Source organism: Janthinobacterium sp. PLB04, from assembly GCF_021165895.1.
Lineage (GTDB): Bacteria > Pseudomonadota > Gammaproteobacteria > Burkholderiales > Burkholderiaceae_D > Janthinobacterium > Janthinobacterium lividum.
This window is the reverse complement of the sequence record NZ_CP088968.1, coordinates 3,702,172-3,725,972: the sequence shown is the minus strand read 5'-3', so window position 1 is coordinate 3,725,972 and position 23,801 is coordinate 3,702,172. Positions and strand designations below refer to the sequence as shown.

General features: G+C 60.7%; 27 protein-coding genes. 9 read left to right on the top strand and 18 right to left on the bottom strand.

Annotated features, from left to right (window positions below):
- Positions 1–211: 211 nt before the first annotated feature.
- The 5 genes from LSO07_RS16535 to LSO07_RS16515 all read left to right on the top strand — a co-directional run bounded on the left by LSO07_RS16535 (position 212) and on the right by LSO07_RS16515 (position 7,014).
- Entirely contained in the window at positions 212–2,575 is a 2,364-nt protein-coding gene (locus LSO07_RS16535) for a TonB-dependent hemoglobin/transferrin/lactoferrin family receptor (RefSeq protein ID WP_151095519.1), read from the top strand.
- 61 nt (positions 2,576–2,636) lie between these two features.
- Positions 2,637–3,794 carry a hemin-degrading factor gene (locus LSO07_RS16530; protein WP_034785915.1) on the top strand — a complete coding sequence of 386 codons (1,158 nt, stop codon included), beginning with the start codon at positions 2,637–2,639 and terminating at the stop codon, positions 3,792–3,794.
- Between the two features lie 163 nt (positions 3,795–3,957).
- Positions 3,958–4,875, top strand: coding sequence for an alpha/beta fold hydrolase (locus LSO07_RS16525; protein ID WP_070259397.1), 918 nt, complete (start codon positions 3,958–3,960; stop codon positions 4,873–4,875).
- A gap of 37 nt (positions 4,876–4,912) precedes the next feature.
- On the top strand, positions 4,913–5,830 hold the full coding sequence (ldcA, locus tag LSO07_RS16520) for a muramoyltetrapeptide carboxypeptidase (RefSeq protein ID WP_151095516.1): 918 nt from the start codon (positions 4,913–4,915) through the stop codon (positions 5,828–5,830).
- Positions 5,831–5,835: 5 nt separating this feature from the next.
- A complete protein-coding gene (locus LSO07_RS16515) occupies positions 5,836–7,014 on the top strand; it encodes a DUF418 domain-containing protein (RefSeq protein WP_151095513.1) in 1,179 nt (392 codons plus the stop codon).
- A gap of 65 nt (positions 7,015–7,079) precedes the next feature.
- On the opposite strand, the gene LSO07_RS16510 is transcribed toward LSO07_RS16515, so the two are convergent.
- On the bottom strand, positions 7,080–8,072 hold the full coding sequence (locus tag LSO07_RS16510) for an OB-fold protein (protein ID WP_151095510.1): 993 nt from the start codon (positions 8,070–8,072) through the stop codon (positions 7,080–7,082).
- A 475-nt stretch (positions 8,073–8,547) separates the two neighbouring features.
- A complete protein-coding gene (locus LSO07_RS16505) occupies positions 8,548–9,264 on the bottom strand; it encodes an SOS response-associated peptidase (protein WP_151095507.1) in 717 nt (238 codons plus the stop codon).
- A gap of 144 nt (positions 9,265–9,408) precedes the next feature.
- Between LSO07_RS16505 and LSO07_RS16500 the strand changes: the two genes are divergently transcribed.
- Positions 9,409–9,630, top strand: a complete 222-nt coding sequence (locus LSO07_RS16500; protein WP_070279728.1) for a hypothetical protein — start codon at positions 9,409–9,411, stop codon at positions 9,628–9,630.
- Between the two features lie 13 nt (positions 9,631–9,643).
- Here the strand turns inward: LSO07_RS16500 and LSO07_RS16495 are convergent, their stop codons facing one another.
- The 12 genes from LSO07_RS16495 to LSO07_RS16440 all read right to left on the bottom strand — a co-directional run bounded on the left by LSO07_RS16495 (position 9,644) and on the right by LSO07_RS16440 (position 17,550).
- Positions 9,644–9,922 carry a hypothetical protein gene (locus LSO07_RS16495; RefSeq protein WP_151095504.1) on the bottom strand — a complete coding sequence of 93 codons (279 nt, stop codon included), beginning with the start codon at positions 9,920–9,922 and terminating at the stop codon, positions 9,644–9,646.
- A 39-nt stretch (positions 9,923–9,961) separates the two neighbouring features.
- Positions 9,962–10,183 carry a hypothetical protein gene (locus LSO07_RS16490; protein WP_151095501.1) on the bottom strand — a complete coding sequence of 74 codons (222 nt, stop codon included), beginning with the start codon at positions 10,181–10,183 and terminating at the stop codon, positions 9,962–9,964.
- 215 nt (positions 10,184–10,398) lie between these two features.
- On the bottom strand, positions 10,399–10,605 hold the full coding sequence (locus LSO07_RS16485; RefSeq protein ID WP_070259409.1) for a hypothetical protein: 207 nt from the start codon (positions 10,603–10,605) through the stop codon (positions 10,399–10,401).
- A 76-nt stretch (positions 10,606–10,681) separates the two neighbouring features.
- Positions 10,682–10,888: a DUF2158 domain-containing protein gene (locus LSO07_RS16480; protein ID WP_151095498.1), complete on the bottom strand. Its 207-nt coding sequence runs from the start codon at positions 10,886–10,888 to the stop codon at positions 10,682–10,684.
- Positions 10,889–11,015: 127 nt separating this feature from the next.
- Complete coding sequence (mntP, locus tag LSO07_RS16475) at positions 11,016–11,588, bottom strand: manganese efflux pump MntP (protein ID WP_151095495.1); 573 nt, start codon at positions 11,586–11,588, stop codon at positions 11,016–11,018.
- 54 nt (positions 11,589–11,642) lie between these two features.
- A complete protein-coding gene (locus LSO07_RS16470) occupies positions 11,643–12,497 on the bottom strand; it encodes an undecaprenyl-diphosphate phosphatase (protein WP_151095492.1) in 855 nt (284 codons plus the stop codon).
- A gap of 94 nt (positions 12,498–12,591) precedes the next feature.
- On the bottom strand, positions 12,592–13,458 hold the full coding sequence (locus tag LSO07_RS16465; protein WP_151095489.1) for an alpha/beta hydrolase: 867 nt from the start codon (positions 13,456–13,458) through the stop codon (positions 12,592–12,594).
- 88 nt (positions 13,459–13,546) lie between these two features.
- A complete protein-coding gene (locus LSO07_RS16460) occupies positions 13,547–14,128 on the bottom strand; it encodes a hypothetical protein (protein WP_151095486.1) in 582 nt (193 codons plus the stop codon).
- Between the two features lie 170 nt (positions 14,129–14,298).
- Positions 14,299–14,628, bottom strand: a complete 330-nt coding sequence (locus LSO07_RS16455) for a hypothetical protein (RefSeq protein ID WP_151095483.1) — start codon at positions 14,626–14,628, stop codon at positions 14,299–14,301.
- Positions 14,629–14,653: 25 nt separating this feature from the next.
- Positions 14,654–15,340, bottom strand: coding sequence for a hypothetical protein (locus LSO07_RS16450; protein WP_151095480.1), 687 nt, complete (start codon positions 15,338–15,340; stop codon positions 14,654–14,656).
- Positions 15,341–15,451: 111 nt separating this feature from the next.
- Entirely contained in the window at positions 15,452–17,125 is a 1,674-nt protein-coding gene (locus LSO07_RS16445) for a DUF6138 family protein (RefSeq protein WP_151095477.1), read from the bottom strand.
- A 107-nt stretch (positions 17,126–17,232) separates the two neighbouring features.
- On the bottom strand, positions 17,233–17,550 hold the full coding sequence (locus tag LSO07_RS16440) for a hypothetical protein (RefSeq protein WP_151095474.1): 318 nt from the start codon (positions 17,548–17,550) through the stop codon (positions 17,233–17,235).
- Between the two features lie 173 nt (positions 17,551–17,723).
- On the opposite strand from LSO07_RS16440, the gene LSO07_RS16435 reads away from it, so the two are divergent.
- The 3 genes from LSO07_RS16435 to LSO07_RS16425 all read left to right on the top strand — a co-directional run bounded on the left by LSO07_RS16435 (position 17,724) and on the right by LSO07_RS16425 (position 20,180).
- Entirely contained in the window at positions 17,724–18,875 is a 1,152-nt protein-coding gene (locus LSO07_RS16435; RefSeq protein ID WP_191909694.1) for a sensor histidine kinase, read from the top strand.
- Between the two features lie 48 nt (positions 18,876–18,923).
- The gene (locus tag LSO07_RS16430) at positions 18,924–19,181 is read left to right on the top strand and encodes a DUF1488 family protein (RefSeq protein ID WP_034784632.1); all 258 of its coding nucleotides are present in this window, start codon (positions 18,924–18,926) and stop codon (positions 19,179–19,181) included.
- Between the two features lie 306 nt (positions 19,182–19,487).
- On the top strand, positions 19,488–20,180 hold the full coding sequence (locus tag LSO07_RS16425; protein WP_034784631.1) for a DUF3334 family protein: 693 nt from the start codon (positions 19,488–19,490) through the stop codon (positions 20,178–20,180).
- Between the two features lie 59 nt (positions 20,181–20,239).
- On the opposite strand, the gene LSO07_RS16420 is transcribed toward LSO07_RS16425, so the two are convergent.
- From LSO07_RS16420 to LSO07_RS16405, 4 genes are all read right to left on the bottom strand, one after another.
- Entirely contained in the window at positions 20,240–20,686 is a 447-nt protein-coding gene (locus tag LSO07_RS16420) for a GNAT family N-acetyltransferase (protein WP_151095471.1), read from the bottom strand.
- A gap of 64 nt (positions 20,687–20,750) precedes the next feature.
- Positions 20,751–21,413 carry a hypothetical protein gene (locus LSO07_RS16415; protein WP_151095468.1) on the bottom strand — a complete coding sequence of 221 codons (663 nt, stop codon included), beginning with the start codon at positions 21,411–21,413 and terminating at the stop codon, positions 20,751–20,753.
- A gap of 70 nt (positions 21,414–21,483) precedes the next feature.
- Positions 21,484–22,032, bottom strand: coding sequence for a DUF2939 domain-containing protein (locus LSO07_RS16410; RefSeq protein ID WP_151095465.1), 549 nt, complete (start codon positions 22,030–22,032; stop codon positions 21,484–21,486).
- 192 nt (positions 22,033–22,224) lie between these two features.
- Positions 22,225–23,667, bottom strand: coding sequence for a hypothetical protein (locus LSO07_RS16405; RefSeq protein WP_151095462.1), 1,443 nt, complete (start codon positions 23,665–23,667; stop codon positions 22,225–22,227).
- Positions 23,668–23,801: the final 134 nt, after the last annotated feature.

Genomic DNA, 23,801 nt, shown 5'->3' with positions numbered 1-23,801 from the left:
GCCGCCATGGCCTTGCCCAGCCAGCCCTCCTTGCCAGCCACCGAGGCTGGCATTTTTATAACTGTTGCGAAATAACATCTGTCTAGACCACTTCGCCATTCTCAAATGAGAATGATTCGTGTTACAGTATTGTTTTCGCCAGCAAACTTCCCTTGCGCATCGTTATCGATCCGGGTTCAAGAGCCAGCCTTTACTCTTAGACCGGATCATCATGACTACTGTGCCTCTGCAGCGCTTCGCTGCGCCCGTTGTATCTTCATCTTGCCTGCCGGCCCGCCGCCACAACCTGGTGCTGCGCGCCGCCTTGCTGGGCCTGTTTGCAGCGCCGCTGCTGCCTGCCGTGGCCCAAACGGCCGCCATCAACGCGGGCACGGCCGCCCAGGAACCGGCCAAGCTGCCTGTCTTCCCGGAAATCGTCGTCAATGCCAAACAGGATTACGAGCGCCGCGCCGGCACCAAGACGGTGATCCGCAGCGACGACCTGGAGCGCCGTGGCGTCAGCGACATGGCAGGCATCGTGCGCTACCAGCCACTGATCAGCACGCCAATGGCGGCATCGGGCGCCGGCAGCGTGTGGGATGGTTCGGGCAACACGGGCTACAACATCCGCGGCATGGAAGGCAACCGGGTCAGCCTGGACGTGGATGGCATTTCCCTGCCGGATGCGGCGCCGAAGCCGGACGGCACCACCTTGAACGCCTTCGGCACGGGGCGTGACTATTTCGATCCTGAAACTTTCCGCGAGGTGCGCATCGATTCGGGCACGACGGCCGCCAGCGGCTCCAATCCTGGCCTGGGCGGCAGCGTGGCGTTCATCACCAAGTCGCCCGAGGATTACCTGGGCGCAGGCGTGGACCATTACGTGGCGTATAAATACGGCCGTGCCACGGCCGACCGCAGCAATGCGCACACATTGACGGGTGCCGCCAAGATCGGCGCCAATCTGCAAGGCCTGGCCGTGTACGTGCACCGCGATGGCGAGCAGACGGACAGCCGCGGCAGCGCCCCCGTCAATCCGGACGACTGGCATTCGAACGCCTTGCTGTCCAAGCTGGTGTGGGCCTTGCCGGGCGAACAAAAGCTGGACTTGACGGTTGACATGTTCGAGCGCAAGAACAAGCGCGATCTGCGCAACAAGGTCAGCACGTATTATCCGACGGGCGTGCAGCAGGATTCCACCACCAAGCGCACGCGCGTCAGCCTGGGCCACGATGTGGCACTGAAAGACTTCGCCCTGTTCGACCGCCTGACGTCGAAGGTGTATCTGCAGAATGCGAAAATCGATGACCAGACGCAAGGCCGCTATACCTTCGGCAGCCCGTCCCAGCGGACCATCGATACCAGCTTCAAAAATGACAGCATCGGCCTGACGTCGGAAGCGTTCAAGCAAGTCAATGCCGACAATGCGCTGCTGTACGGCGTGCAGCTGGAGCAAAGCAAATCGCGCCGTCCATGGGTGGAAGACCGCACCATCATCGCCACAGGCGTGCACCAGATCACGCGCAAGAACCGTATGGCCGACATGGACAGCACCAAGCTGGCCCTGTACGTGCGCGACGACCTCAGTTTTAACCTGGGCGGCAAGAAAGCCGTGCTGACGCCGGGCCTGCGCGCCGACTACCGCAAGCTGGAACCGAAAAACCTGCAAAACTATGTGATCGCCGTGCCCAATGCCGCCAAGGAAGTGCGCAAGGAAAGCGATACCTATTTCACGCCGAGCCTGAGCCTGTCCGTGGAAGTGCTGCCGCAGATGAATGCCTATGCCACCGTGACGCGCGGCACACGCTTGCCGACGGCGGCCGAGCGCACGGGCACCTATGATTCCTTCAGCTATACGGGCACGGGCACCGGTTATGCCGTGCTGGGCAATGCGAATCTGCGCAAGGAAACCAGCCAGGCCTACGAGCTGGGCTTGAAGGGCGATATCGTCAAGGGCTTGAGCATGCACGCCTCCGTCTACCAGACGGAATACAAGAACATGATCGAGTATGTGGCGCAGGAAGACGATCCGGTCAATTTCCCCACCATCGTACAGGGTCTGTTCCGTCCGGAAAACATCGGCGATGCCCGCACCTGGGGCGGCGAGCTGAGCTTGCGCGCGGAGCTGGGTGCCTGGTCGCCTGCCATGCAGGGCTACCGCGTCGACCTGGCCACGGGCGTGGCCAAGGGCCGCTCCTTCAATACCCAGACGGGCCAGAGCGGCGGCCTGGCCTCGGTGGCGCCGCCCAAGACGGCGCTGACCTTCGGCTACGACCATGCGAACCAGCTGTTCGGCCTGGAGCTGACGGCCTTGCATGCCGGCGAGAAACAGGCGCCGAACGACTTGCTGATGGGCACGACGGCGCCGCGTTTCAAGGTGCCGTCGTATACCATCTTCGACCTGTCGACCTACTGGAACGTGCACAAGAACGCCAAGATCATCGTCGGCGTGTACAACTTGACGGACCGCAAGTACTGGGATTACGCCGCTGCGCGCAGCCTGTCCGCCGGCACCACGGTGGCCAGCCGCGCGGAGATCGAGCGCTACGCCAAGCCGGGCCGCAACGTCGCCGCCAGCCTCAGCATCAACTATTGATTTTTACCGGGGAGGGGTGCTTGCCCCTCTTTTTTTCCATGTTTGATTGAATGGTCTCTCTATGAAGTTATCCAAACTCGTTCTATCCCTGCTAGGCAGCCTGCTGATCGCAAACGCATATGCGGCCCCAGCCACTTTGGCGGAACGCTGGTCCACCTTGCGCACGGAGCAGCCGAAGCTGCAGATCCGCGACGCGGCGCGCGCGCTGGGCGTGTCCGAAGCGCAATTGCTGGCAACCAATATCGGCAAGGGCGTCACGCGCCTGCAGGCCGACGGCAACCAGCCGCGCGAAATCATGCGCGCCGCGCTGGACCTGGGCATCGTGCAAGCCATCACGCGCAATGAAAATGGCGTGATCGAAACGACGGGCGTTGCCAGCAAATTCAAGCAGGCGGGCGACAAGTCGGAACAGGCCGACGCCAAGCAGGATCCGGAAACGGAAGCACGCCAGCGCAATATTGCCGGCGGCTACCTGGGCGGCCAGATCGACCTGCGTTTCCACTTTGAAAACTGGAAATACGCATTTGCCGTGGAACAGGCCGGCCGCGATGGCAAGCCGACGCGCAGCCTGCAGTTTTTTGACGCCAACGGCACGGCCGTGCACAAGATCTACCTGCGCAACGAGCCGGGCGTGGCTGTCTACGATAAATTGGTGGCGACGTTCCGCCTGCCGCAGCAGAGCGCGGAGCTGAACGTGCTGGCCGTGGCGCCGAAGGCGGCGGAAAAGCCGGATGCCGAGATCGATGTCAAGGAATTCCAGCTGGCCTGGAAAGACATGACGGACGTGCACCAGTTTGCGCAAATCATGCGTGAATTCCACCTGTCGCGCGAACAGGCCCTGCGCCTGGCGCCGGCCGGCGTGGTCGAGCGCGTGACGCCCGAAGCGCTGCGTACCCTGCTGGAAAACGCGGCAAAGGACAAGGTCGCCATCATGGTGTTCCTGGGCAACGAAGGCTTGACGCAGATCTACAGCGGCAAGATCGAGAAAACCATGGCCGCCGGCGGCTTCTTCAACGTGCTGGACCCGGACTTCAACCTGCACATCCGCGACACGGCCCTGCGCAGCGGCTGGGTCGTCAAGCGCGGCGGAGTCACCTCCGTCGAGTTCTTCGACAAGGAAGGCACGCAAGTGGTCTCCTTCTTCGGCGTGCGCGAACGGGGCAAACCGCAGCCGCAAAGCTGGGTCGACCTGGCCGATTCCTTGCCTAAAGCCAAGTAAGCAGCACCGTTGATTCGTCACCGTTGCCGCGCGCCGTACCGGCGCGGCAACACTTCAGCTGAGTGCCGTGTGCCGGTCTCATGTCTGAAGCACAATAGTGGTATGCTGATTACAAGGCCGCAGCGATCGTGCCTGCGTGCTGGTTCCTGGAAGAGAGGCAATCATGGCAACCATCATGGCGAACGGCCTCAACATAGCTTATGAGAGCCACGGCGACCCCAACGATCCGTGCGTGCTGCTGGTCATGGGCCTGGGCATGCAATTGATTGCCTGGCCGGCGGACTTCGTCGAAGGCATCGTCGAGCAAGGGTTTCGCGTCTTGCGTTTCGACAACCGCGACAGCGGCCTGTCTAGCAAGATGGCGCTGGCGGGCAAACCCTATCTGCCGCTGGCCTATGTGAAAAACCTGGTCGGCTGGCCCCTGAAAACTTCCTACACCTTGAATGACATGGCCGAAGACGCGCTGGGCTTGCTGGCGGCCCTGCGCATTGCCCAGGCGCATGTGATCGGCGTGTCGATGGGCGGCATGATCGCGCAAGTGATGGCGGCGCGCGCGCCGCAGCAGGTGCTCAGTTTGACGTCCATCATGTCGAGCAGCGGCCGGCGCGGCTTGCCCGGCCCCACGCGGGCCGCGCGCAACGCTCTATTGCAACGCCCGAAACGCAACGCCAGCCGCGCCGAACTGATGGCGCACATGGCCGCCACCGTGCGCGTCATCGGCAGTCCCGCCTATCCCGTCTCGGAAAAATTGCTGTACCAGCGCATCGAAGCGGCGCTGCAGCGGGGCAGTTGCCCGGAAGGCGTGGCGCGGCAAATGGTGGCCATCGCCGCCTCGGGCGAACGCACGGCCTTGTTGCCGAGCATCAGTTGCCCGGCGCTGGTGATCCATGGCGCGGCCGACCCCCTGATCCCCGTCGCCTGCGGCATCGATACGGCGGCGCTGATCCCGGGCGCCCGGCTGGAAGTCATCGAAGGCATGGGGCACGACATGCCGCCCCAGCTGATCGAGCGCCTGCTCGCCTTGATCGATGTGCATCTGCAAGGTAAGATGGCGCCCCAGATGCGCTCCCAGCCAGCTTGAGCCAGGCGCGCCCACCCCTTGACTAGCCGGGCATATTTTGAAGACACCTGAGATTGGCATCGCCATCGTCGCGCCGGGCGGTTATGCGCCCGACGAGGCGGCCTTGGCACGCGGTATCGCCCGCTTGCAGGCGCAAGGCGCCACCGTCCACAATTACTACGATCACGAACATAGATTCCAGCGCTTCGGCGGCACGGATGCGGGCCGCCTGGCGCAGCTCCATGCCGCCGCGGCCGACCCTGCCGTGCAGGTGGTGATCGCCTTGCGCGGCAGCTACGGCATCAGCCGCATCCTGCCCGACATCGATTTCGGCCTCATGGCGGACAGCGGCAAGCTGTTTGTCGGCTACAGCGATTTTACGGCCTTCCACATGGGCTTGATGGCCAAGACGGGCCGCGCCAGCTTTGCCGGCCCCATGATGTGCGACGATTTCATCCGCGACGAGCCCGAGCAATTTACGCTCGATCAGATGTGGTCGTGCCTGGCCGGCCCCACGCACACGGTCACGGGCACGGCAACGGGCAATCCGCAGGTCGAGCTGAAAGGCAAGCTGTGGGGCGGCAACCTGGCCATGCTCGTGCATCTGCTCGGTACGCCATATTTCCCGGAAATCGACGGCGGCATCCTGTTCCTGGAAGACGTCAACGAACACCCGTACCGGGTCGAACGCATGCTGCTGCAACTGCTGCACGCGGGCGTGATTGGCCGCCAGCAAGCCGTGGTGCTCGGCGATTTTTCCGCGTATAAACTCAGTCCCATGGATAACGGCTACGATTTCGACGCCATGCTGGCCTACGTGCGCCAGCGCCTGCCCGTGCCCGTGCTGACGGGGCTCGAGTTTGGCCACATCCGCCGCCGGGTCACCTTGCCGTTCGGCGGCCAGGCGAGCTTGCAATCGGATGCTTCCGGCTTCAGCCTGCGGGTGACCGATTACCCCACCCTGGCGCGCCCCTGAACTCCATGTCCGCCAGGCCCGGCAGGTTGCTGCAGCTCGATGTGCTGCGCGGCCTTGCCGTGTTCGGCATCTTGCTGGTGAATATATGGGGCTTTGCCTGGGGCACGATTTCCTTGCGCTATGGCACCTTGCCGGCGCAGCCGCCCGTGCTAGACCAGCTCGTCATTTTTTTGGTGGCGGCGCTGGCGCAATTCAAGTTCTATCCCATCTTCGCGTTTCTGTTTGGCGCCGGCTTTGCCTTGCAGACACGTTCCCTGCAACGCCAACTGAGCAGCTGGGAGCAGGCGCGAGCGGCTTATCGACGCCGGCTGCGCTGGCTGCTGGCATTCGGCCTGCTGCACGGTTTCCTCATCTGGAGTGGCGACGTGCTGACCTCGTATGCCATCGCCGGCATGCTGATCCTGCCCCTGGCATCAGCCAGGCTCAGCCGCGTGCGCAACCGCGCCTGGCTGGTGGCGGCCGGTTTTTTGCTGTTCATGTGCCTGCTCATTCCCGTGGGCCAGCAGGGTGGCGCACCGGGCATCGCGCGCGACCTGCACAGTTTTGCTGAGCGTTACGCCATCTACACGCAAGGCGGTGCGTGGGCCGTCGCCAAGCTGCGCGCCAACGATTTCCTCGTTTCCTTGCTGTACGCCGCCGTCATGCTGCCGCATATCATCGTGTTGTTCCTGCTGGGCATCTTGTCCGTGCGTTGTGGCTGGCTGACGCAGCCGCAGCGTCACCAGCGCCTGTGGCGTCGGGTGCGCGCCGTGGGACTGGGCGTGGGCTTGCCGTTCAACCTGCTGGCGGCGGGCGCTGTCGCGTGGCAAGTAGCCGATCCGTATCAAACCGTGTTTGACACGGCCCTGTTCGAAGTGGGCCTGTTTGCAGGCGGCCCCGTGCTGGCGGCCGGCTATGTGGCCGCGCTGATGCTGACCGGTCCTTTCATGCTGCGCTGGCTGGGCGCATGGCTGGCGCCCGTGGGCCGCATGGCGCTGAGCAATTATCTGCTGCAATCCTTGATCGGCACCTGGCTGCTGCAGGGGCCGGGTCTGGGCTGGGGTGCGACACTGCGCCCGGCCGAGATGCTGGGCCTGGCGGTGTTGATCATGGCGGGGCAGGTGCTGCTGAGCCGTTACTGGCTGCGGCATTTTCGCCAGGGGCCGATGGAAGCGCTATGGCGGCGCCTGGCGCGGCTGGATTGAACTATATTGCGCCGAATGGCGGGACAGCGAGGGCGCCCGCGGAAGACGGCAGGCATGGCCTGAATTTATCGGACAACGCGGCAGTCATCCAGCGAAACACCAGGCAATGTCCGCGGCGTAAAGATGCCCTGAACGGTTATCATGTCGCCCTTTGAAATGCGTGCTGCATCGTCCAATGCATCCTTGCTCTGGACGTTACACGCGACAATATGTTGCCAGCCCTGGTCATTGATATCTTTCTGTATGATACCCTCGAGAGTAACTGAGGCGCGGTCATCATGTCCATTGATGCTCTGGACGCGTCCCTTGATCTGCAGGGTTTTGTTGGAATAGGTGCGCAGGAATGCAAATGAATTGGCGATGTATTTTGTCGCTGCATCTTTCGCCGTCATGACCGCAAAAGCTTTCGAGTCAGCTACGGGGCCTTTCGGCCAAAACACATTTTCCAATGCAGAAATAGAATTCTGATTGGCCGTCGCATTTAATTTAAGCAGGATAATCGCGTATTTCGCGTGCCGCAGTGTATTTTCGGTAACCATATCGGCTTGATTCGCGTTGAGCGCAGAAATCGTCAGTAATTGACCGACATCATTTTTTGCTTGCGAAATGGATGCTCCGGCTCCGCGCAGGGAACACGCTGCTACGTTGGCCGCACGTATTTGCGCCAATATCGAGACTTGGTGGAAGTTTTCCGTTTTTTGGGCAATAAGCATCTTGCCATCATCATCCAGCAAATAACGGCATGTGCCGGACGAAGCGCGGCTATCTGCGCCATGTTCATTGGCAATGCTCTGCAATACGTCATCAGACTTCATGTCGCTCGGGCTTTCTGCGCGCTTTGCGGGCGCGGCGCCGGGACCGTCAGCAATTTTCTGTAAAGCCCCCAGGAAATTTGAAATGGGGTTTGAATCGGATTCTATTGCGCTGGCAAATGGAGTGGAGAAAATCAAGGCAAGGCTCAAGGTGCTGATTACGGTATTATTTCTCACAGAATAACCTTTTGATACCAATATTTTGGTGAGGTGATGGGAATTGGCAGTTGCATGGTTGCCAAACATTTCCACATGGTAACTAAAAATAGTTGAATATACAAGGCGGCTGTCTCTCTGAGAACTGGCAGTTATTTTTTTTACGGTAATTAGTAATAAGTAATTAATAAATTGAAGGTGCCCGGCGAAATGAATGTGGCGTCATTCATTGCAGAAAAGGGGCAAGAAGAGGAACGTGATGGCATGCTCATCGCGGGAATCTCCGTCGCTGTCAAGCTTTCAACTGCACGGGGATGCAATGACGTGGCCCGCTTCATGCTTCGCCTTGCTGTTTATCACGTCGGAACACTTGCAAAAAATATGGCGAGCGGATGTGGGCTGTGTTTGAGAAGCGAAACTGTGCGCATGCCCTGGAGCACGGAGGCAGCGCGCATAGGAAAGCGTGAGCCGCGATACGCACCAGTTGTTGATAGCTGGTCTTAATCTTCCGGCGGTCTTGATTCGTAGCCGTTGGTCATTTTCGCAAACGTCGAGGAGCGGATGCTTAATCCGTTCCCCAGTCAAACGCGCTCTGCGCCGCAGCCGGTGGCGGCAGCTTGGGTTTGGCAGACGGCACCAGCGGATTATCGACGGCATGCCATTCGAACAGTTCTACATCCAGCATGCAGGTGCGCGCCAGGTGCAGCACCTGCTCCGGCGTCAGGGCGGGGTCGAGCCAGCGGTGCGCGTCTTCCAGGCTGACGGCGACGGGGCGGCGGTCGTGGATATCGACCATGCCGCCCATGCTGTCGGCCGTCACCAGCACGAAGCCGGCTTCCTCGCGGTTATGCTTGTACGGCCCGAACTGGGCCAGCGCCAGCAGGAACAGGGGAGCGCGGTCCTTGCGGTGGATGTGCCACGGTTGCTTGCTGCCTTTCTCTCCCGTCCATTCATACCAGCCGGAAACGCTGACGATACCGCGTCCCGCGCGCAGCAAGGGCTTCCAGTAGGCGCCAGCGAGTTTTTCCAGGCGGGCATTGATGGCGATGGGGATTTTTTTCTTGCCGGGGGCGGGCACGGCTTGCGCGGCCCAGGCGGGGCGGTAGCCCCAGAAGACGTCATCGACCCTGTGGACGCCATCCTGGATATGCAGCACGGGCCGGTAAGTGCCGGGCGATACGTTCAGGTGCGGCTCGGCCTCGCTGTCGAACACCGCGTCGGTCCAGCCGAAGGATGACGCCAGCACGGGCGCCGTGTCATTTTGATCGAGTCGTCCACACATGCTGAAATCATACCCGATCGCCCGGCGCCGCGAGCCAGGCGCGCGCGTGCTTTCTGTGTGTGGTCAAACGTACAGACTGCGGGCGGCAGGTGGCGCACAGTGGAGACCAGTCAGCTTCCTGACGCTTCTTGCACCGGAGGAACTATGTCGTTTGAAAATCCCACTACCCACAAAGGTTTTATTATCAGCGCCACGGCCAGCCAACGCCGCGATGGCCGCTGGGTCGGCTCGTATGTCAGCCAGAACCAGGCATGCGGCGCGTATGCGGACACCTGCGATTACGACGATTGCAGCAACGAAAAAGAGGCGCAGCAACTGGCGCTGTCCGTCGGCTGGCGCCTGGCCGATGGCGTGCAGGCAGGCTGAGGCAACTTGCCGGTCAGCTCTTCCTCCGCAGGGCCAGCAGCAAGCCGGCCACGGGGAAGAACAGGACGGTACCCAGCCGTACGGCGGTCAGCGAAGCGGTTTCCACGCCCAGCACATGGGGCAAGGCCAGCAGCAGCAATGGTGCAGGCACGGCGATGGCGAAGAAAAACAGGTACCACGAATAGCCATTCTTCTTGGCCAGTAAAGCGATCAGCGCGCAGCCGACCAGGAAGACCAGCGGTAAATTCACAAATTCCATGGTGTTGAGTTTTTGTCCGGGAAAGCGCGTCATTATACGCGTCCCCAGGGTGCCCGGATCGGCTTGCCAGCGTCAATTGCCGACGAAATCCGGCGGCTGCGGCGCCTCTTTTCCTGCGAGCGGCGCATCGGCCGGCAGCAACGCCTTGATGGCGCCGTTATAGATGAGTTCCTGGGCATACGCCGATGCCTCGATCAAGGCCGCATGCACGGACTTGAAACTGCTTGGCGTCTCGATCAGCACGGGCTTGGTGTACACCTGCTGCGTGTCGCCGCGCTTGCTAATCAAAATCATGCCCCGGTAACGCCCATCCTTCTCCAGAGCCCCCGCAACATGAAATTCATAGCCCCTGATCTGGTGTTTTTGTTCCTGATCCATGTCTCCCGCCTCCAGACCTGATTGTCCCGGCTTTGGGCTATCAATTCGATTGGAACAGCTGAGTGTTTGATCTAAGTCAATACGTTCACTGCATAGCTTAACGACCGTATCGACGTTTGTCGCAAGCGTCATCATCCAGCGCGAATGGCGCGGATCTGCTGGGCTGTTTCCTCGATCTCCCGATACGCTTCCTGGATATAGCCATTGATCGGATGCCCATCCATCCACTCGAAATAGGCGCGCTCGTCGTGTTTGATGGCAAAAGGAACGTGGTGGTCGCGTATCGATTCGGCCGTTTCGCGCACCAGCGAGGCAAAAAGCAGCTCAAGAGTTTCCATGATGGTCACCTTGCTAGACAGGAATGCAGAACATTGAATGTAGCACAAAGCGGGGCGCCGGCTGCGCCGCTTGCCGTCAGGCGTCGCGGAGGATGTCGAGCGCATTCTCGGGATAGGCTTGCTCGAACAGGAACTGGTCTTTTTCGTACACGCAAAAGACAGCCGTACGGTTTTCTTCGCCCGTGAAGTAATCGCCATCGACGCACAGTACCGTCATTGCCGGACCGCCACATTTGACGCGTACGGTATCGCCTTCCTTGAATTGCTTAGTCGATTGCATCATCGCTGCTTTCAGGCTGTAGGAGCCAAGTTGATTCCCGTCATCATACGCCAGCAACAGTGCGCGGCGCGCCCGCCAGGCAGGCCGTCCGCGGCTATCGAGAAGGAAGGCGGGGCCGGCGTGCCGGGGCTCAGGCTGCCGGATGGCCGATATGCTCGTACAGGATCACGCAGCCGATGGCGATCAGCACCAGGCCGCCCACCAGTTCGGCGCGCCGGCCCGCTACCGTGCCCAGCACGCGGCCCAGCATCACGCCCAAGGTCACCATGACGAAGGTGGAAAAACCGATGGCGGCGGCCGTCACGACGATGTTGGCACCCAGCAAGGCCAAGCCCGCACCCACCACCATGGCGTCGATGCTGGTGGCCAGGCCGGTGACGGCCAGCACCCAGAACGAGTGCGACTGGGCTGGCGCTTCTTCCTCATCGCTATCGCTGAGGGCATTGGGTATCATCAGCAAGCCGATGATACCCAGCAGGCTGAAGGCGATCCAGTGGTCCCATGCTTCCACGTACGGCGCGGCCACGCTGCCCAGGGCCCAGCCGATGATGGGCGTGATGGCTTCGATGACGCCAAAGATCAGGCCCGTGCGCAGCGCCTCGCGCCATTGCGGCTTGTGCAGGGCGGCGCCTTTGCCCACTGCGGCCGCGAAGGCATCGGTGGACATGGCAAGCGAGAGGGCGGCGGTGGCGGCGAAATTCATCGTTGGCTTTCAGTAAAACTGGCTGGGATGTGTATAGCTGTAAACCCGGCGATTTTACCCTACGTACAACACGACCATGGAGGCGGCCAGGCAATACGCGCCAAAGAAATGCCAGCGGCCCTGTTCCAGCCAGCGCGACAGCCAGCGCAGGGCCAGCAAGCCGGCCAGGAACGACAGCAGCATGCCCAGCAGGCTGGGGCCGAGCAGGTGCAGCAGGCTGTTGCCGTGTTGCAGATGATCGAGGCTGCCATTCGCGACGGCCTGGTAAAAGCGCCAGCCTTCCTTGACCAGCACGGCCGGCGTCAGCACCACGGCCAGGGCAAAGCTGAATTCCTCGGCGCGGCGCTGCGGCACGCCCATGGCGATGCCGGCTGAAATGGTGGCGCCCGAGCGGGAAAAGCCCCGGAAGGGCAGGCACAGGCCTTGCACGGCGCCGATCACCATCGCCTTGCCGATGGACAAGGTGCCATGCTGGCGCGCTTGCAGGCGCGAGGAAACGATGATCAGCACGCCGGCGGCGGCCAGCGCGGCGGCCATCAATTTCGCGTTGCCGAACAGGTGTTCGATTTCAAAGCCGGGCGCATCCTTGCTCATGACGTGCGTAATGCCTTTCAGCAAACCAAAGCCGACGATGCCCGTCAGGGCCGTGGCGGCCGCCAGCAGCAGGACATTGCTGCGGAAAGCGGTGGCCGAACTGAAGTACGTGGCGCGCCAGGATTTCCAGAAATACACGATGACTGCGAACATGGTGCCCGTGTGCAGCATCACCAGCAGCATGGTCAGCTCCGGCGACGTCGGGTCCAGCCCCATCCATTTTTCCGCCATGATGACGTGGGCGGAGCTGGACACGGGCAGCAGCTCGGCGAAGCCCTGGACGATGGAAAGGATCAATAATTGCAAAAAGCTCATGGGTATCTGACTCGGGCGGGAAAAGCAGGGCCGCCGATTTTACCCGCCCGATCCTGCGGGCGAGCCCCTTGCAAGATTACAGTTTGTCCATGTCTTACTGTCTGGCCGCTTCCTGTGGCTTGAAGACGCTGCGGAAAGCCTTCAGGGCTGCCGGGTGATAGATCGTGCCATGTGTTTCTTCCGGCATCTTTTCCAGGTGCCATTGTAAGCCGCGCGGCGCCTGTTTTTGCAGCACGTCGGCCAGGCGCTGCACTTCGATGGCGATGCCCGCTTCGCTGCTGGACGCCATGTACAGGCTGTGCTTGCCTGGCGCACCTTTCGCCAGCAGGGCTGCTGCCTGGCGCGGCAGGGCGCCATGATTCCACCACAGGCTGGGGTCGAAGGCCAGGTAATGGTCGAACAGCTGCGGTTCCAGCAAATATGTTTCCACCACGAACAGGCCCCCCAGCGACTCGCCGACGATGGCCGTTTCGCCCGTTGTGCGGTAGCGGCGCTTGATTTCCGGCATCAGCTCATCGCGGATGAAGGTCCGGTAGGCGGCCGCGCCACCCACCACGGGGGCGATCTTGCGGTCTTCCGCATTCCCGGTTGGGCCCGTCAGGTCGCGCCGGCGCTGCGTATTTTGCATGCCGACCAGCATGAAGGGGCGCATCGTGCCATTCGCTACCGACACTTGCAGCAAGCCGGCCACGTGCAGGAAATCTTCCGCCACGCCGCCGTCCGGCATGTACAGCACGGGCAGCGGTGCGTCGGGCGGCGTATCCCAGGCGCGCGCCATGTAGACATTGATGTGGCGTTTTTCTTTCAGCGCCTGTGAATCGATGCTGAAACTTTCGCCGATGACGAGCGGGGTGGCCGCGCTGGAGGAAGCGGTAGCGGCGGGCGCGGCATTGGCGAGGTGGAAGGGGCTGGACAGCAGCAGGGCGGCGGTGAGGTGTAGTGCAAGGCAAGAGCGGCGCATGTTTTCCTGTAATAAGTAAGTTTGGATCGATGGCATGTACTCGTATAGACATGCCATCAAGCAATTCTATCTTATCTTTGGTGCAGCATTACTTGATCGTCAATAGCTTGCGCTCGCGCACGATTCCCGCCTTGTCGATCGTGTAGGCGACCAGCAGTGCGCCATCCTCGGCGCAGGCGTGGCAGGTGATCAGGGGCGTGGAAAACAGCACGCTCTGGCCGCCATCGCTGGTGGCCGTGCTGCCGACGAAGTCGGCGGGCGCAAACGGCACAGAGTCTGGATGGGCGGCGGCAAACGCGCGCCAGGCCGGTGTGGCGCGGTCTTCCTCGCGCACGGAGTTCTCGTCGACATCGATGGCCGCGCCATCGCTGCCGATCAGCAAAGTGCCTTCATTCGTGTTGGCGCGAAACGGATAGGTGACGGTGGCCAGGGCCGCCTTGCCCTGCGGACGCCAGGCGGAAATGAAGCCGGCATTGTTCGCTTTCACCAGCATCCTGGCGGCGGCGATGGCTTGCGGGCGGGCACCGGAGCGCTGCATGGTGCGCAGCAGGCACACGTCGGGCGCGGTGGTCGATTGTTCGCTGCGGCAAGCCGACAGCGAGCGTTCCTGCCACACGGCGCGCGCGTCGATGGGGCCTGTCGGCTGAGGTTGGGCCTGGGCCGCTTGCATGGCGGCCAAGCCTGAGAAAGCGAGAATAGCGCAGTTCAATACGTGGCGGGAAAATCGTGTGGGCATGGGCGTCTTTCAATAGCGGAAACAAGAGAGCTTCCCATTATAGAAGGGCGCCGGCATGCCAGCGCGCACGGGATGGCCTTGCTGGCGGCCGGCTTGCGCCTCGATTAACGCTTCCTGGCCGCCTGGCGCAAGGCCTTCGCTTCCAGCTTGTTGGGGGTGTGCGGGCGCGTGGCCAGCTCCGTCTTGACGGCGGCGATGGCGGCGCCAAACAGCTGTTCGGCTTGCTCGACGCTGGCGCCAGCATAATCCTGCTGGTTGGATTGCGCGGCACGCAGCCGGCGCAGCAGCGCCAGCAATTGCTTGCCGTGCAGGGCGGGCAAATCCAGCGCCAGCACTTGCGCGCCCAGCGTGACCTCCACATGCTCAGGGGCGAGCAGGTGCAGCAATGCCAGGCCTGCGGGCTGGGCGACTGGTGTCAGTTTGGGCTTATCCATCGGCAGTTTATCAATCCGTGAAGGATTACAGATATTCCCAGATTTCATCGAAGGTTTCACGCGCGAAATCGTTGCGCCAGGCTTCCGAGTTCTTTTCGCGGCTGACGGCAAATACGGCGCGCCACGTCTGTTTCGACGAGCTGGTGTAGGTCGCAGCGATCTTTTGCAAGCCAGCCTTGCATTGCTCGACCTTGCAACCGCTCTTCGCCAGTTGCTGGGCGGCAGGTGCCCATGCCAGCGGTACCTTGACGATCTGGCATTCGAAGCTGACGGCGGCCGTCTGGATGCCGTTTTCCACCGTTACAGGGTCCGCCTTGGTGGCCTGGCAGGCGGCGCCCTTCTTGGCGGCGATGACGTTCGCCGCCAGCAATTCGGCGGCCGGCGTCACGGCCGTGCGCATGGCGGCAGGGAACAGGTCGGCGATCAGCTTGCCCGTTTCCGTTGGGAATTTGGCGTCCGCTTCCTTCATGTCGCTGTACGACGCGTATTCGGCGCTCTGGTGGCCGGCCAGGCGGGTGGGACGCAGGTAGGCGTTGAGCTTGGCGACGCTGGCTTCATCCTGGTTGATGATGGTCTTGATGTACAGGTTGGCCGCATCGAGCGGGGCCAGTTCCACGGCGTCGGCGGCGATGGCGGGCTGGGCCAGCGCCATGGTGGCGGCAAAGGCGGTCGCGAGCATGGCGATGCGCGATGTTTGTTGTGTTTGGTGCATGTATTTTCTCCACGATTCAATGTCAGGTGCCAAAAGATGCCTTGTGGCAATTTCGGCGCCCGCATTATATATGGTGAAAGTCATAACGTTGCGCACGCAACGTTGTCCACCTCAGGCGGCCGTCTTGCTGGCCGCTTCAAGCAAGGCAAGTAGCAGCTCCCTGCGCCGGCCTTGCGCCTTGCGCGCCTGGGCCGCCAGCTTTTCCAGCTTGCCCCAGACGGGATACAGCATGTGCTCCACCAGATAGCCTTCCAGCCCTTGCAGTTGCTGGCAGAACAGCTCCAGTTTCTCCACATCCTCCAGTTCCGCCTGGATTTTTACCTTTGCGTTATCCGTGCACGCGCGCAGGCACGCCGCCAGCACGGGAACGGACTCCGTCGTCACGCCATGTTGTTCGGCGAAGGCTGCCGTGAACTGGTCTTGCACGGACTGGTGTTCCTCGTCGACATTGGCCATGTAGTGCTGCACCAGCGGGAAATAGCGCGAGTCGAGCAGGCCCAGCCCAAACGTGGCGTAACTGCCGGGCATGCAATTCTTTTCGCCTTCCGTGTCGGCATAGAATTCGAATTGCTCGATGGCTGCGCGCGCATACGCTTCCAGCTGCGGCTGCAGGGCGGGCCAGGCGAGGGTATTGGCAAAGAAGCGGTGCGTATCGGATTTCGCCAGTCCCTTGACCGGCAGGTAGGCCTTGACCCTGGATTTGAGCTTGATCTGGTAGCTTTTCGGAAAACCGTTTTGCAGCAAATGCGTGATGAAGGCCAGCGCCTGTCCATACGCGCTTTCCTCTTCCCGGGCGATGGTGATGTTGATCGTGGCAAACACATCGTTGGCGCGGCATTCCAGCAGCGCATTTTTTACGTGGATATCGCCGTCCGGGAAGGTGCCGCTGCCTTCCTTGAGCATGCGCACGGCCCGTTCGCTGCCCAGTTCGCGCGCGCTTTCCAGGAATTCGAGGCCCCTGGATTTGGCGTAGCTCGGTTCGTGGCGCAATATCATCACGGCGCCATACAGCAGCAGATCGATCGCTTGCCGTGCCTGCGCATCGGGCGCCGCGCCCGGCTTCAGGGTGTATTCCGTGCTGCGGTAGGCTGATTGCTGCACATCATAGAACTGCGGCAGGAACTGCTTTTCCGCCCAGGCCGACACGGCCTGGATGATATCGCTGCGATGTTCGGCCAGCGCTTGCGGCCGAGACTTGTTCAGCTGCTCGATGCGCTCGAATTGTGCGATGGTCCAGGCGATATCGGGCTGTGGAAACAGGTGTGGATCGAGCAGGTGGCGCGCCAGGAAGAAAGTTTCCAGCTTTTTCGTCGGCCGGCTGCCGCGCTCGAGTTTTTGCGTAACGTAGCCGTGTATGCGCTCGAGCAAGGCTAGGCGCTTGCCTTCGTTGACGTAGTCGAGCAGGTTCAGGTGCAGCGTGCCCTGTGCTGTCTGGAATTTGCCGCGAAAGCTGAAGCGGTAGTCGATCAGGGGCGTGTCGGCCAGTGTTTCCAGCTTCGCTTGCACCATGGCAACCAGCTGGGGCGCGATGCTGTCGCGCACGACGGCTTCATCGAGGCCCGATCGCGTCCTCGGTGCGAACTCATCGGCATCAGTCAGCTGGAAATCGTCGGCCGTGGTGCGTCCGGGTTTGTAGTCGAGCAATAAATCACTGAAGACACCCATCTGCAAGGTGGTGCGATTCACGGCGCTTTCCAGGTCGGTGCGCTTCAGGCGCTCGACAAACCACGCTTCCACGGACGCCATCATTTCCGCCGTTGCCTGTTCTTCTACAAGTGTGCTCATTGACTTCCTTGTGCGTGACATTGGTGCTTGTTGCCGTCACGATTATGTTTAATATAAAGCACTATTTTAGGTGCTCAGGCCTGCCCGGAACAAGGGGCGCACGGCTATCAGGAGGGAGCGCTGAGAAAGCGCGCGTCGATGTCGTCGGACTGCGGTCCCACGGTGATCGTGGTGTGCCAGCCGGAAGGCTTTTCGTTGCCATCAAATAAGGCAATGCGCGTGTGGACAAACAGCACAGAATAGACGCCGGATTTCATGTCTCGGTTCAAGTCCCAGTGCATCAGTTCGATCGCCTCGCCCATGCGCGGCAGATGGGCGCCCGGCGGCAGCAGGATGTTCTGGTTGATGAATTCCCTGCTCGGGCCCGGTTCCTTGTGACGCGGATCGATGTAGCGGAACGAAACGCTGGTAACGATGTTGTGCATGCTTGACACCTGCTTGATTAAGTACATGCTGACAATAGCACAGTGGAAGGCACGCTGCGTGCGCGGCACGGCGCCGGCCAGGCGCCGGTAAATCTGTACGGTAACAGACAGTGCCTGACAGGTCAGTGCGCTAGGCTTGCTTATTCTTAATCATTGAGATTGCCGGAAACGTCATGATGCATTTATTCCTAGCGAAAAATCGCGCCGAGCTGGAGCGCCGTTGCCGTGAAAAAGTCGCCAGGAGACCATTGCGATTGCCGACCGAGCAACAGTTACAACACGGCATACCCATCTTTCTGGATCAGCTGATCCGCACGCTGCAGGCGGAAGAGGCAGGCCAGATGGCGAAAAGCCTGGCCATTTCGGGTCCCGCTGACGGCAGTGCGGCGGGGACATCGGAACTGGCCGGCAGTGCCACTACGCACGGTGGGCAATTGCTGGCGCTCGGTTACTCCGTCAGCCAGGTGGTGCACGATTATGGCGACCTGTGCCAGGCTGTCAGCGATCTTGCCGTAGCGCTAGATGAGCAATTTGCCGTCGAGGAATTCAGGACGCTGAACCGCTGCCTCGACAACGGCATTGCCGAAGCCGTGTCCGAATTTACCCAGCGGCGCGACGTGCTGATTGCCAATGAACAGGCATTGGCACTGAGTCAGCGTATCGGCTACTTTGCCCATGAACTGCGCAATCACTTGGGCACGGCCAGCCTGGCCGTGGCCGCCCTCAAGCAGGGCGGCATGGGCTTGTCGGGCGCGACTGGCGCCGTACTCGACCGCAGCCTCGTGGGCTTGCGCACCCTGATCGACCGTTCCCTGGCGGAGGTGCGGGTGGAGGCGGGCCTGACCTTGCAGCGTTCGGTTTTCTTCCTGAGCAATTTCATCAGTGAACTGAACTATTCAGCCAGTCTGGAAGCGGAGTTGCTGCGCTGCACCTTGATCGTGGAAGAGGTCGCTCCCTTGCTGCAGCTCCATGCGGACCAGGATCTGCTGCTCTCCGCCGTGGGAAACCTGCTGCAGAATGCCTTCAAGTTTGGCGCGCCAAATGGCACCGTGGTGCTGCGCGCGTATGCGAATGGCGAACGGATCAGGATCGAGGTGGAAGACAACGGCGCTGGCCTGTCGCCCGTGGCCGCGGATGACATGTTCCTGCCATTTACGCAAGCCGGCGCCAACAAGACTGGCCTGGGACTGGGCCTGTCGATTGCCCGGCGCAGCGTGGAAGCGAATGGCGGCAACTTGAGCGTGGAAAGCGTGGTTGGCCATGGCTGCGTCTTCATCATCGACTTGCCACGGCATGTCGATCCTGCCGCCACGTTCGCCACATGAACGGGTGCCACCGGCCTGCGCATTCGGCCCACAGCGGGGAGAGCCGCCATGCCCTATGAAATCCTGCGCGACAGCATCGCGCTCGAGCAGGCGGGTGACGCCATCCGTTTCCATTTGACCGTTTTCGGGGCGGAAAAGACGTGCCGTATCACCATCACGGCATTGCACAGCCTGGACCAGGGGCAGGGCGGCGACTTGCTGGCCATCTTCGACACCCACCGCCTGCGCATCGGCCAGCGTGCCTTCGCCTACCTGAGCCGCGATCTGCTGGTCAGCGGTGTGGTCTTGCGCGCCCTTGATTTTTAGTTACTATTTCCTGTGCTGACGCCAGTGCCCAGGCCGGATATGGTATTTCTGCACAGATCATCAAGTAAATGCAGGTATGGCTGGACGGAAATGTTACATCTGGGTATTCTGCGCATCTGATACTTATTTCTATACGGAAAAAGGTAAGAGGGCGGTTCGTGCCGGCGGCAACGCGGCGCGCGCTGCCACGCAAGGTCAGACATGCAAAGGTGAAGTCGTCCGCTTGCTGAGCGAAACTGTCGTGTTTCGGCTCGCGGTGGACAGGGAACAGTGCTGTCATCTTTAAAATAGTAGGAGAGGTTGCTCATGGATGCAGAAAAGGATGTTGTGTACGGTACAGAAGATTTGTTGATGAGTTTGTGCAACTCGGTGGTTCGGGTGCTCAACGTTGCAACGCAAAGCAAGGTCAATTATTCGGGCATGGTGCAGCGCATCACCAAGACGGGCCTGAAGCCGGACATCGGCTGCTTCGTGATGTTCGATGGCGGTTTCACGGGCTTGGTGGTGCTCAATTTTGCCGCCGATACGGCGATGGAAATCTACGAGCGCTACATGTTGCACATGGGTATGCCGAAGTCGGAGCTGGCCAGTTTCTACACGTCGGACGAAGTGTCGAACATCATGGGCGAGCTGATGAACCAGATCGTGGGCGACTTCACGGGCAAGGTGCGGCGCGAACTGCAAACGAATATCACCCAGAGCCAGCCGAAGATGCTGGTGCTGAACAAGCAGGTGATGCTCAGCGTCGACACGCCGCTGGACCGTCCGGAAATGCGCCGCGTCACTTTCTACACGGAAAAGAACAATATTTTCTACCTGGAACTGGCGATCGACCGTACCGAGTTCATCAAATTGCATGATTTCGATTCGCGCGAAGTCGATGCCGACTCGCTGATGGATGGCGAATTCGCGAACCGCGAACGGGACGCCGCCCCGGCGCCTGCAGCGGAACCGGAAGACGACGACAACGCCGACCTGCTCAAGTCCCTGGGCATGTAAGCAGTTGCCGTTGATCGTGGCTGGCGGCAGGTTTGCCGCCAGCCATTGTCGCATGCGGCTTACAAGGCCTTGCTCATGAACACCCGGCTCGTGCCTTCCGGGCTGCAGGCGATGTCGCCGAAGCGGCGCCAGCCGCGGCGCTCGTAAAACTCGGGTGCCTGGAAACTGATGGTGTACAGCACCGCCGAAGCGCAGCGGCGCCGGCGTCCTTCCTCTTCGAATTGCGCCAGTATCTGGCTGCCCAGACCCAGCCCGCGCAAGGCGGCGGGCAAATAGAACAGATCGAGAAACAGCAGGCCCAGCGAGGTCCGGCCCATGGCGCCGCCCAGCACCCGCTGGCTGTCGCGGTCGCGCACGACCACGCTCAATACCTGCCTGTCCTGGTATCCCGTGATCGCATCGTTATAGGCATTCAAGCCATCGAGGATGGTTTGCTCGACCTCCGCATCGATCGTGGCGCTGATGCAGATAGTGTAGGGTAAGTCCTTGTGCGGGTGTGCAGGCATGCTCAAAGGGGGGGATAGTCAATAACTGTATGAATATACAGTATTTTGGCTATCTGCGGCTGTCTTATTGCGGCAACGTCAATGTTTCCATCCTGCGCTTGCCGACCATGCCGCTTTGCTGGCTGTCATCGAGCGACCAATATTCGAGCGCATACACATAACTGCCATCGGCGATGGTCAGCGATTCCTTCTGGCGCCCGTTGGGCGCCTTGTAATACAGCCGCCGCGCGGGCTTGCCATCCACGGTATGCTGGAACGATTGCGGCGAAATGCTGACGCGCTTGCCCGTCTTGCCCGCCATCGACATCGCCGTGATCGCCACGTAAGCCCTGTCCGGGCAGCGAGCCAGCAGGTGTGCGCCGCTCAGGACGGTGGGCTGCGTTTGATCGAGGGGGAAGCCGAACGGCTGCACGCCGATGATGTCCAGGCAATCCATCTGCTGTGCCAGGCCGTTCAGAACGGCCGGGTCGAGTGCGCTGGTATAGTGTTTTTCAGCGGCCTGCGCCTGGCCCAGTGCCAGGCGGCGCTCCAGTTCGGCCAGCGAGATATCGCTGGGCACGGGCAGCAGGGCGGGGGCATCCGGATCGGCAGCGCTGGACGTTTCCGCCTGCATGCGCGCGGCGACGGAGTGGCTGCGCTCGGCGCCAGCAATCCCATCCGTGGCATGGGCGGATGGCGCGGCGCAGGCGATGGCCATGGTCAGCGCCAAGGCTGTGTGTTTCTGCATGAAGTTTCCTGCAATCTGATGTAAATGACCCGCATTGTGTCTCAGATTGCTGGCGCATGCGCGCGCTGTGCTAATGTGCGGCCATCGCCGAGGCAATCTCGATCGAGCTCAGTTTCCAGCCCCACACGCCATGGCGCAGCAGGACCAGCGCGCCTTCCTGCGCATTGCCATCCTTGGCGCGCACGACGAAAGTGTTCACGCCGGCATAGCCCGCCGTATAGTCGGCCTTCTTCCGTGCACCATCGGCGGGCGCATCCGGATTCGCATTCACCTCTTCTTGCGGGCTGACGGCGCTCTTGTTGACCAGCGCAACCACGCCGGCGGGCGAGACCATGGTGTCGACCATCTTGCCCAGCATGGCGTTCGCGATCGACTGTCCCAGGGCGGCCAGCGGGTTGCCGCTGCCGGCTGTCGCCTCGATGCTGCGGGCCATGCTGGCTTCCAGCTGCGTCTTGACGCTGGCGCGCAGGGCGGGGAAGTCCACGTGTGCGGCCAGCGCGTCGGCGTTGCGCTCGGCCAGCGCGGTCTTGATCTGGTGCAAGGCGTAGTACGGCGAAGCGTAGACGGTGGCGGCGATGGCAATGATGGCCGCAGCGGCGGCAATGGTAGTTTTTTTCAAGTGATGCCTGTGAGTCCGGTAGGGTTGGGATGCGCCCGCACAATCCCAATGTCTGGTGGCGGGCGAGCACGCAGCCTAACTGCTAAAGACGGACAAGGCAATCATGATGTATGGATAATTTTATCTTGAGCGCGCATGCGATGATTGCCAGGCGAGAGCAGGCATCGACGTGGATTACTGTACTCGATGCCGCTACTGCCTCGGGTTCTGTAACTGATCGTGGATGGCTTGCAAGGAGTTGTTCGCCTCGGCGCAATTGCTTGGGCTGGGCACAAACAAGATTTTGAATTTTGCATGCGTATGAAGCTTGTTCAGGCGTGAAAGCCTTGCGAAAAGACGGCCAAACAGGGCGGGACTGATTCTCTCGTTAAAGAGGTAGGCGCAGTTGGGATCGGCTTTTAGCGTTGTTGCGTCGAATTTGTTGGCTTCTAATCCAGTCGCATACAGCACCTTGCTCAAACGCGCAGTCGCATCATATTTTTCCATCTCGGACACGCTTCCCGCTTCCATCGCGAGCACGTCTACCTGCCTGAACAGTTCACGCTCGGTTGCTCTGTGTAACAAGGCTGTAGTGACCTCCGTCATGCTGGAAATGAGACCCGTGTCGGTGTTGCGCTGGCCTAGTTCGGACACGAAACGTTCATAGGTCAACGCGTCCTGGATGCGGCCAACGTCGGCCCCTGCGTTTTTTACCAGGGAAATCGTCACATAGTTCAATTGGGGAGGCTTTTCGCTAGTCGACGGTGCTCCGGTCGGTGTCGGTGTCTCGGTCGTGGTCGCCACACTGGCAGGAGTGGTTCGTGCACTGTCGTTGCGGTCGTCAATGAACAGTTCGCCGGTACTCGGCTTGTAGCAGAGGTCTTTCCATGGCACAGGTATGTTTCGGATGCTTTGGCGCACAAAGACGATATCGCCGGTGCGAAGTGGGGAGGTTGGCATGTTGTCCGGGCCATTCCTGTCGTCCAGCACGAAGGTAATCTGGCCAAAAAGGTCATCCTTGCTTTTGGCGCTTGCCAGGGCGGTTTGGAAGAGCGAGGTGAGGGGCCCCTGAAGATAGGCAGGCACCCCAGCCGATGCCTGAGCTCCCAGGTCGGCGATATTTTTCAGCAGGTTATCGGCGAGCTTGTCGCCGTTGGATTGATCAAACTCGAGGATGGAAAATTTGAGGGCCAATCCACCGCCGGTATAGAGGACGGGACCATATACATTGGTATTCACGTCGGGAATTCGGCGCTGTCGGGTCATATGATTTTCGCTGAAAAAGACCAGGCGCCCGGGGATGCCCGCAGTGCCGGGGGCGATCATCGAACCACCCTTGACGGTAATGTCAGCGAATATGCCGACTTGGACGATTGGCTTCGGAGCCCATTTCCAATTTGTCTCGGGGGCGTAGTCGAAATACGCCCCTTTTAGCTTGATCGTCAGGGTGTCGATGTTGGGAGTAAACAAGCGCTGAGGATAGCTGTTCTTGAAATAATTCCCATCTTCCCAGGCATCAACACCACACCGCTGCTGGTCGGTAAATGGCTTGACATGCCGGTACTCGTTCAGGCCCAAGTATTTTTGTGTCTCCTCGCCAGCGACCCATGGGGAGGAAGTCAACAGGGTTGCAACGACAATCATTGCTAACTTCATGCGACCTCCAGAATCGGTTGTTTTAGAGGGTATCTCGACCAGCAATGCAGCGCGTAGGATGATTCCTACTTATTTTAGTTGGTTGAATATAAACAATTCTAATCAATTGTCACTAATCTGTCGTAATTTTGAGC

Coding starts and splice junctions, on each gene's coding strand:
- LSO07_RS16535 (WP_151095519.1), top strand. CDS start 212: ATGACTACTGTGCCTCTGCAGCGCTTCGCTGCGCCCGTTGTATCTTCA.
- LSO07_RS16530 (WP_034785915.1), top strand. CDS start 2,637: ATGAAGTTATCCAAACTCGTTCTATCCCTGCTAGGCAGCCTGCTGATC.
- LSO07_RS16525 (WP_070259397.1), top strand. CDS start 3,958: ATGGCAACCATCATGGCGAACGGCCTCAACATAGCTTATGAGAGCCAC.
- LSO07_RS16515 (WP_151095513.1), top strand. CDS start 5,836: ATGTCCGCCAGGCCCGGCAGGTTGCTGCAGCTCGATGTGCTGCGCGGC.
- LSO07_RS16510 (WP_151095510.1), bottom strand. CDS start 8,072: ATGTTTGGCAACCATGCAACTGCCAATTCCCATCACCTCACCAAAATA.
- LSO07_RS16505 (WP_151095507.1), bottom strand. CDS start 9,264: ATGTGTGGACGACTCGATCAAAATGACACGGCGCCCGTGCTGGCGTCA.
- LSO07_RS16500 (WP_070279728.1), top strand. CDS start 9,409: ATGTCGTTTGAAAATCCCACTACCCACAAAGGTTTTATTATCAGCGCC.
- LSO07_RS16495 (WP_151095504.1), bottom strand. CDS start 9,922: ATGACGCGCTTTCCCGGACAAAAACTCAACACCATGGAATTTGTGAAT.
- LSO07_RS16490 (WP_151095501.1), bottom strand. CDS start 10,183: ATGATTTTGATTAGCAAGCGCGGCGACACGCAGCAGGTGTACACCAAG.
- LSO07_RS16485 (WP_070259409.1), bottom strand. CDS start 10,605: ATGGAAACTCTTGAGCTGCTTTTTGCCTCGCTGGTGCGCGAAACGGCC.
- LSO07_RS16480 (WP_151095498.1), bottom strand. CDS start 10,888: ATGATGCAATCGACTAAGCAATTCAAGGAAGGCGATACCGTACGCGTC.
- mntP (WP_151095495.1), bottom strand. CDS start 11,588: ATGAATTTCGCCGCCACCGCCGCCCTCTCGCTTGCCATGTCCACCGAT.
- LSO07_RS16470 (WP_151095492.1), bottom strand. CDS start 12,497: ATGAGCTTTTTGCAATTATTGATCCTTTCCATCGTCCAGGGCTTCGCC.
- LSO07_RS16465 (WP_151095489.1), bottom strand. CDS start 13,458: ATGCGCCGCTCTTGCCTTGCACTACACCTCACCGCCGCCCTGCTGCTG.
- LSO07_RS16460 (WP_151095486.1), bottom strand. CDS start 14,128: ATGCAAGCGGCCCAGGCCCAACCTCAGCCGACAGGCCCCATCGACGCG.
- LSO07_RS16455 (WP_151095483.1), bottom strand. CDS start 14,628: ATGGATAAGCCCAAACTGACACCAGTCGCCCAGCCCGCAGGCCTGGCA.
- LSO07_RS16450 (WP_151095480.1), bottom strand. CDS start 15,340: ATGCACCAAACACAACAAACATCGCGCATCGCCATGCTCGCGACCGCC.
- LSO07_RS16445 (WP_151095477.1), bottom strand. CDS start 17,125: ATGAGCACACTTGTAGAAGAACAGGCAACGGCGGAAATGATGGCGTCC.
- LSO07_RS16440 (WP_151095474.1), bottom strand. CDS start 17,550: ATGCACAACATCGTTACCAGCGTTTCGTTCCGCTACATCGATCCGCGT.
- LSO07_RS16435 (WP_191909694.1), top strand. CDS start 17,724: ATGATGCATTTATTCCTAGCGAAAAATCGCGCCGAGCTGGAGCGCCGT.
- LSO07_RS16430 (WP_034784632.1), top strand. CDS start 18,924: ATGCCCTATGAAATCCTGCGCGACAGCATCGCGCTCGAGCAGGCGGGT.
- LSO07_RS16425 (WP_034784631.1), top strand. CDS start 19,488: ATGGATGCAGAAAAGGATGTTGTGTACGGTACAGAAGATTTGTTGATG.
- LSO07_RS16420 (WP_151095471.1), bottom strand. CDS start 20,686: ATGCCTGCACACCCGCACAAGGACTTACCCTACACTATCTGCATCAGC.
- LSO07_RS16415 (WP_151095468.1), bottom strand. CDS start 21,413: ATGCAGAAACACACAGCCTTGGCGCTGACCATGGCCATCGCCTGCGCC.
- LSO07_RS16405 (WP_151095462.1), bottom strand. CDS start 23,667: ATGAAGTTAGCAATGATTGTCGTTGCAACCCTGTTGACTTCCTCCCCA.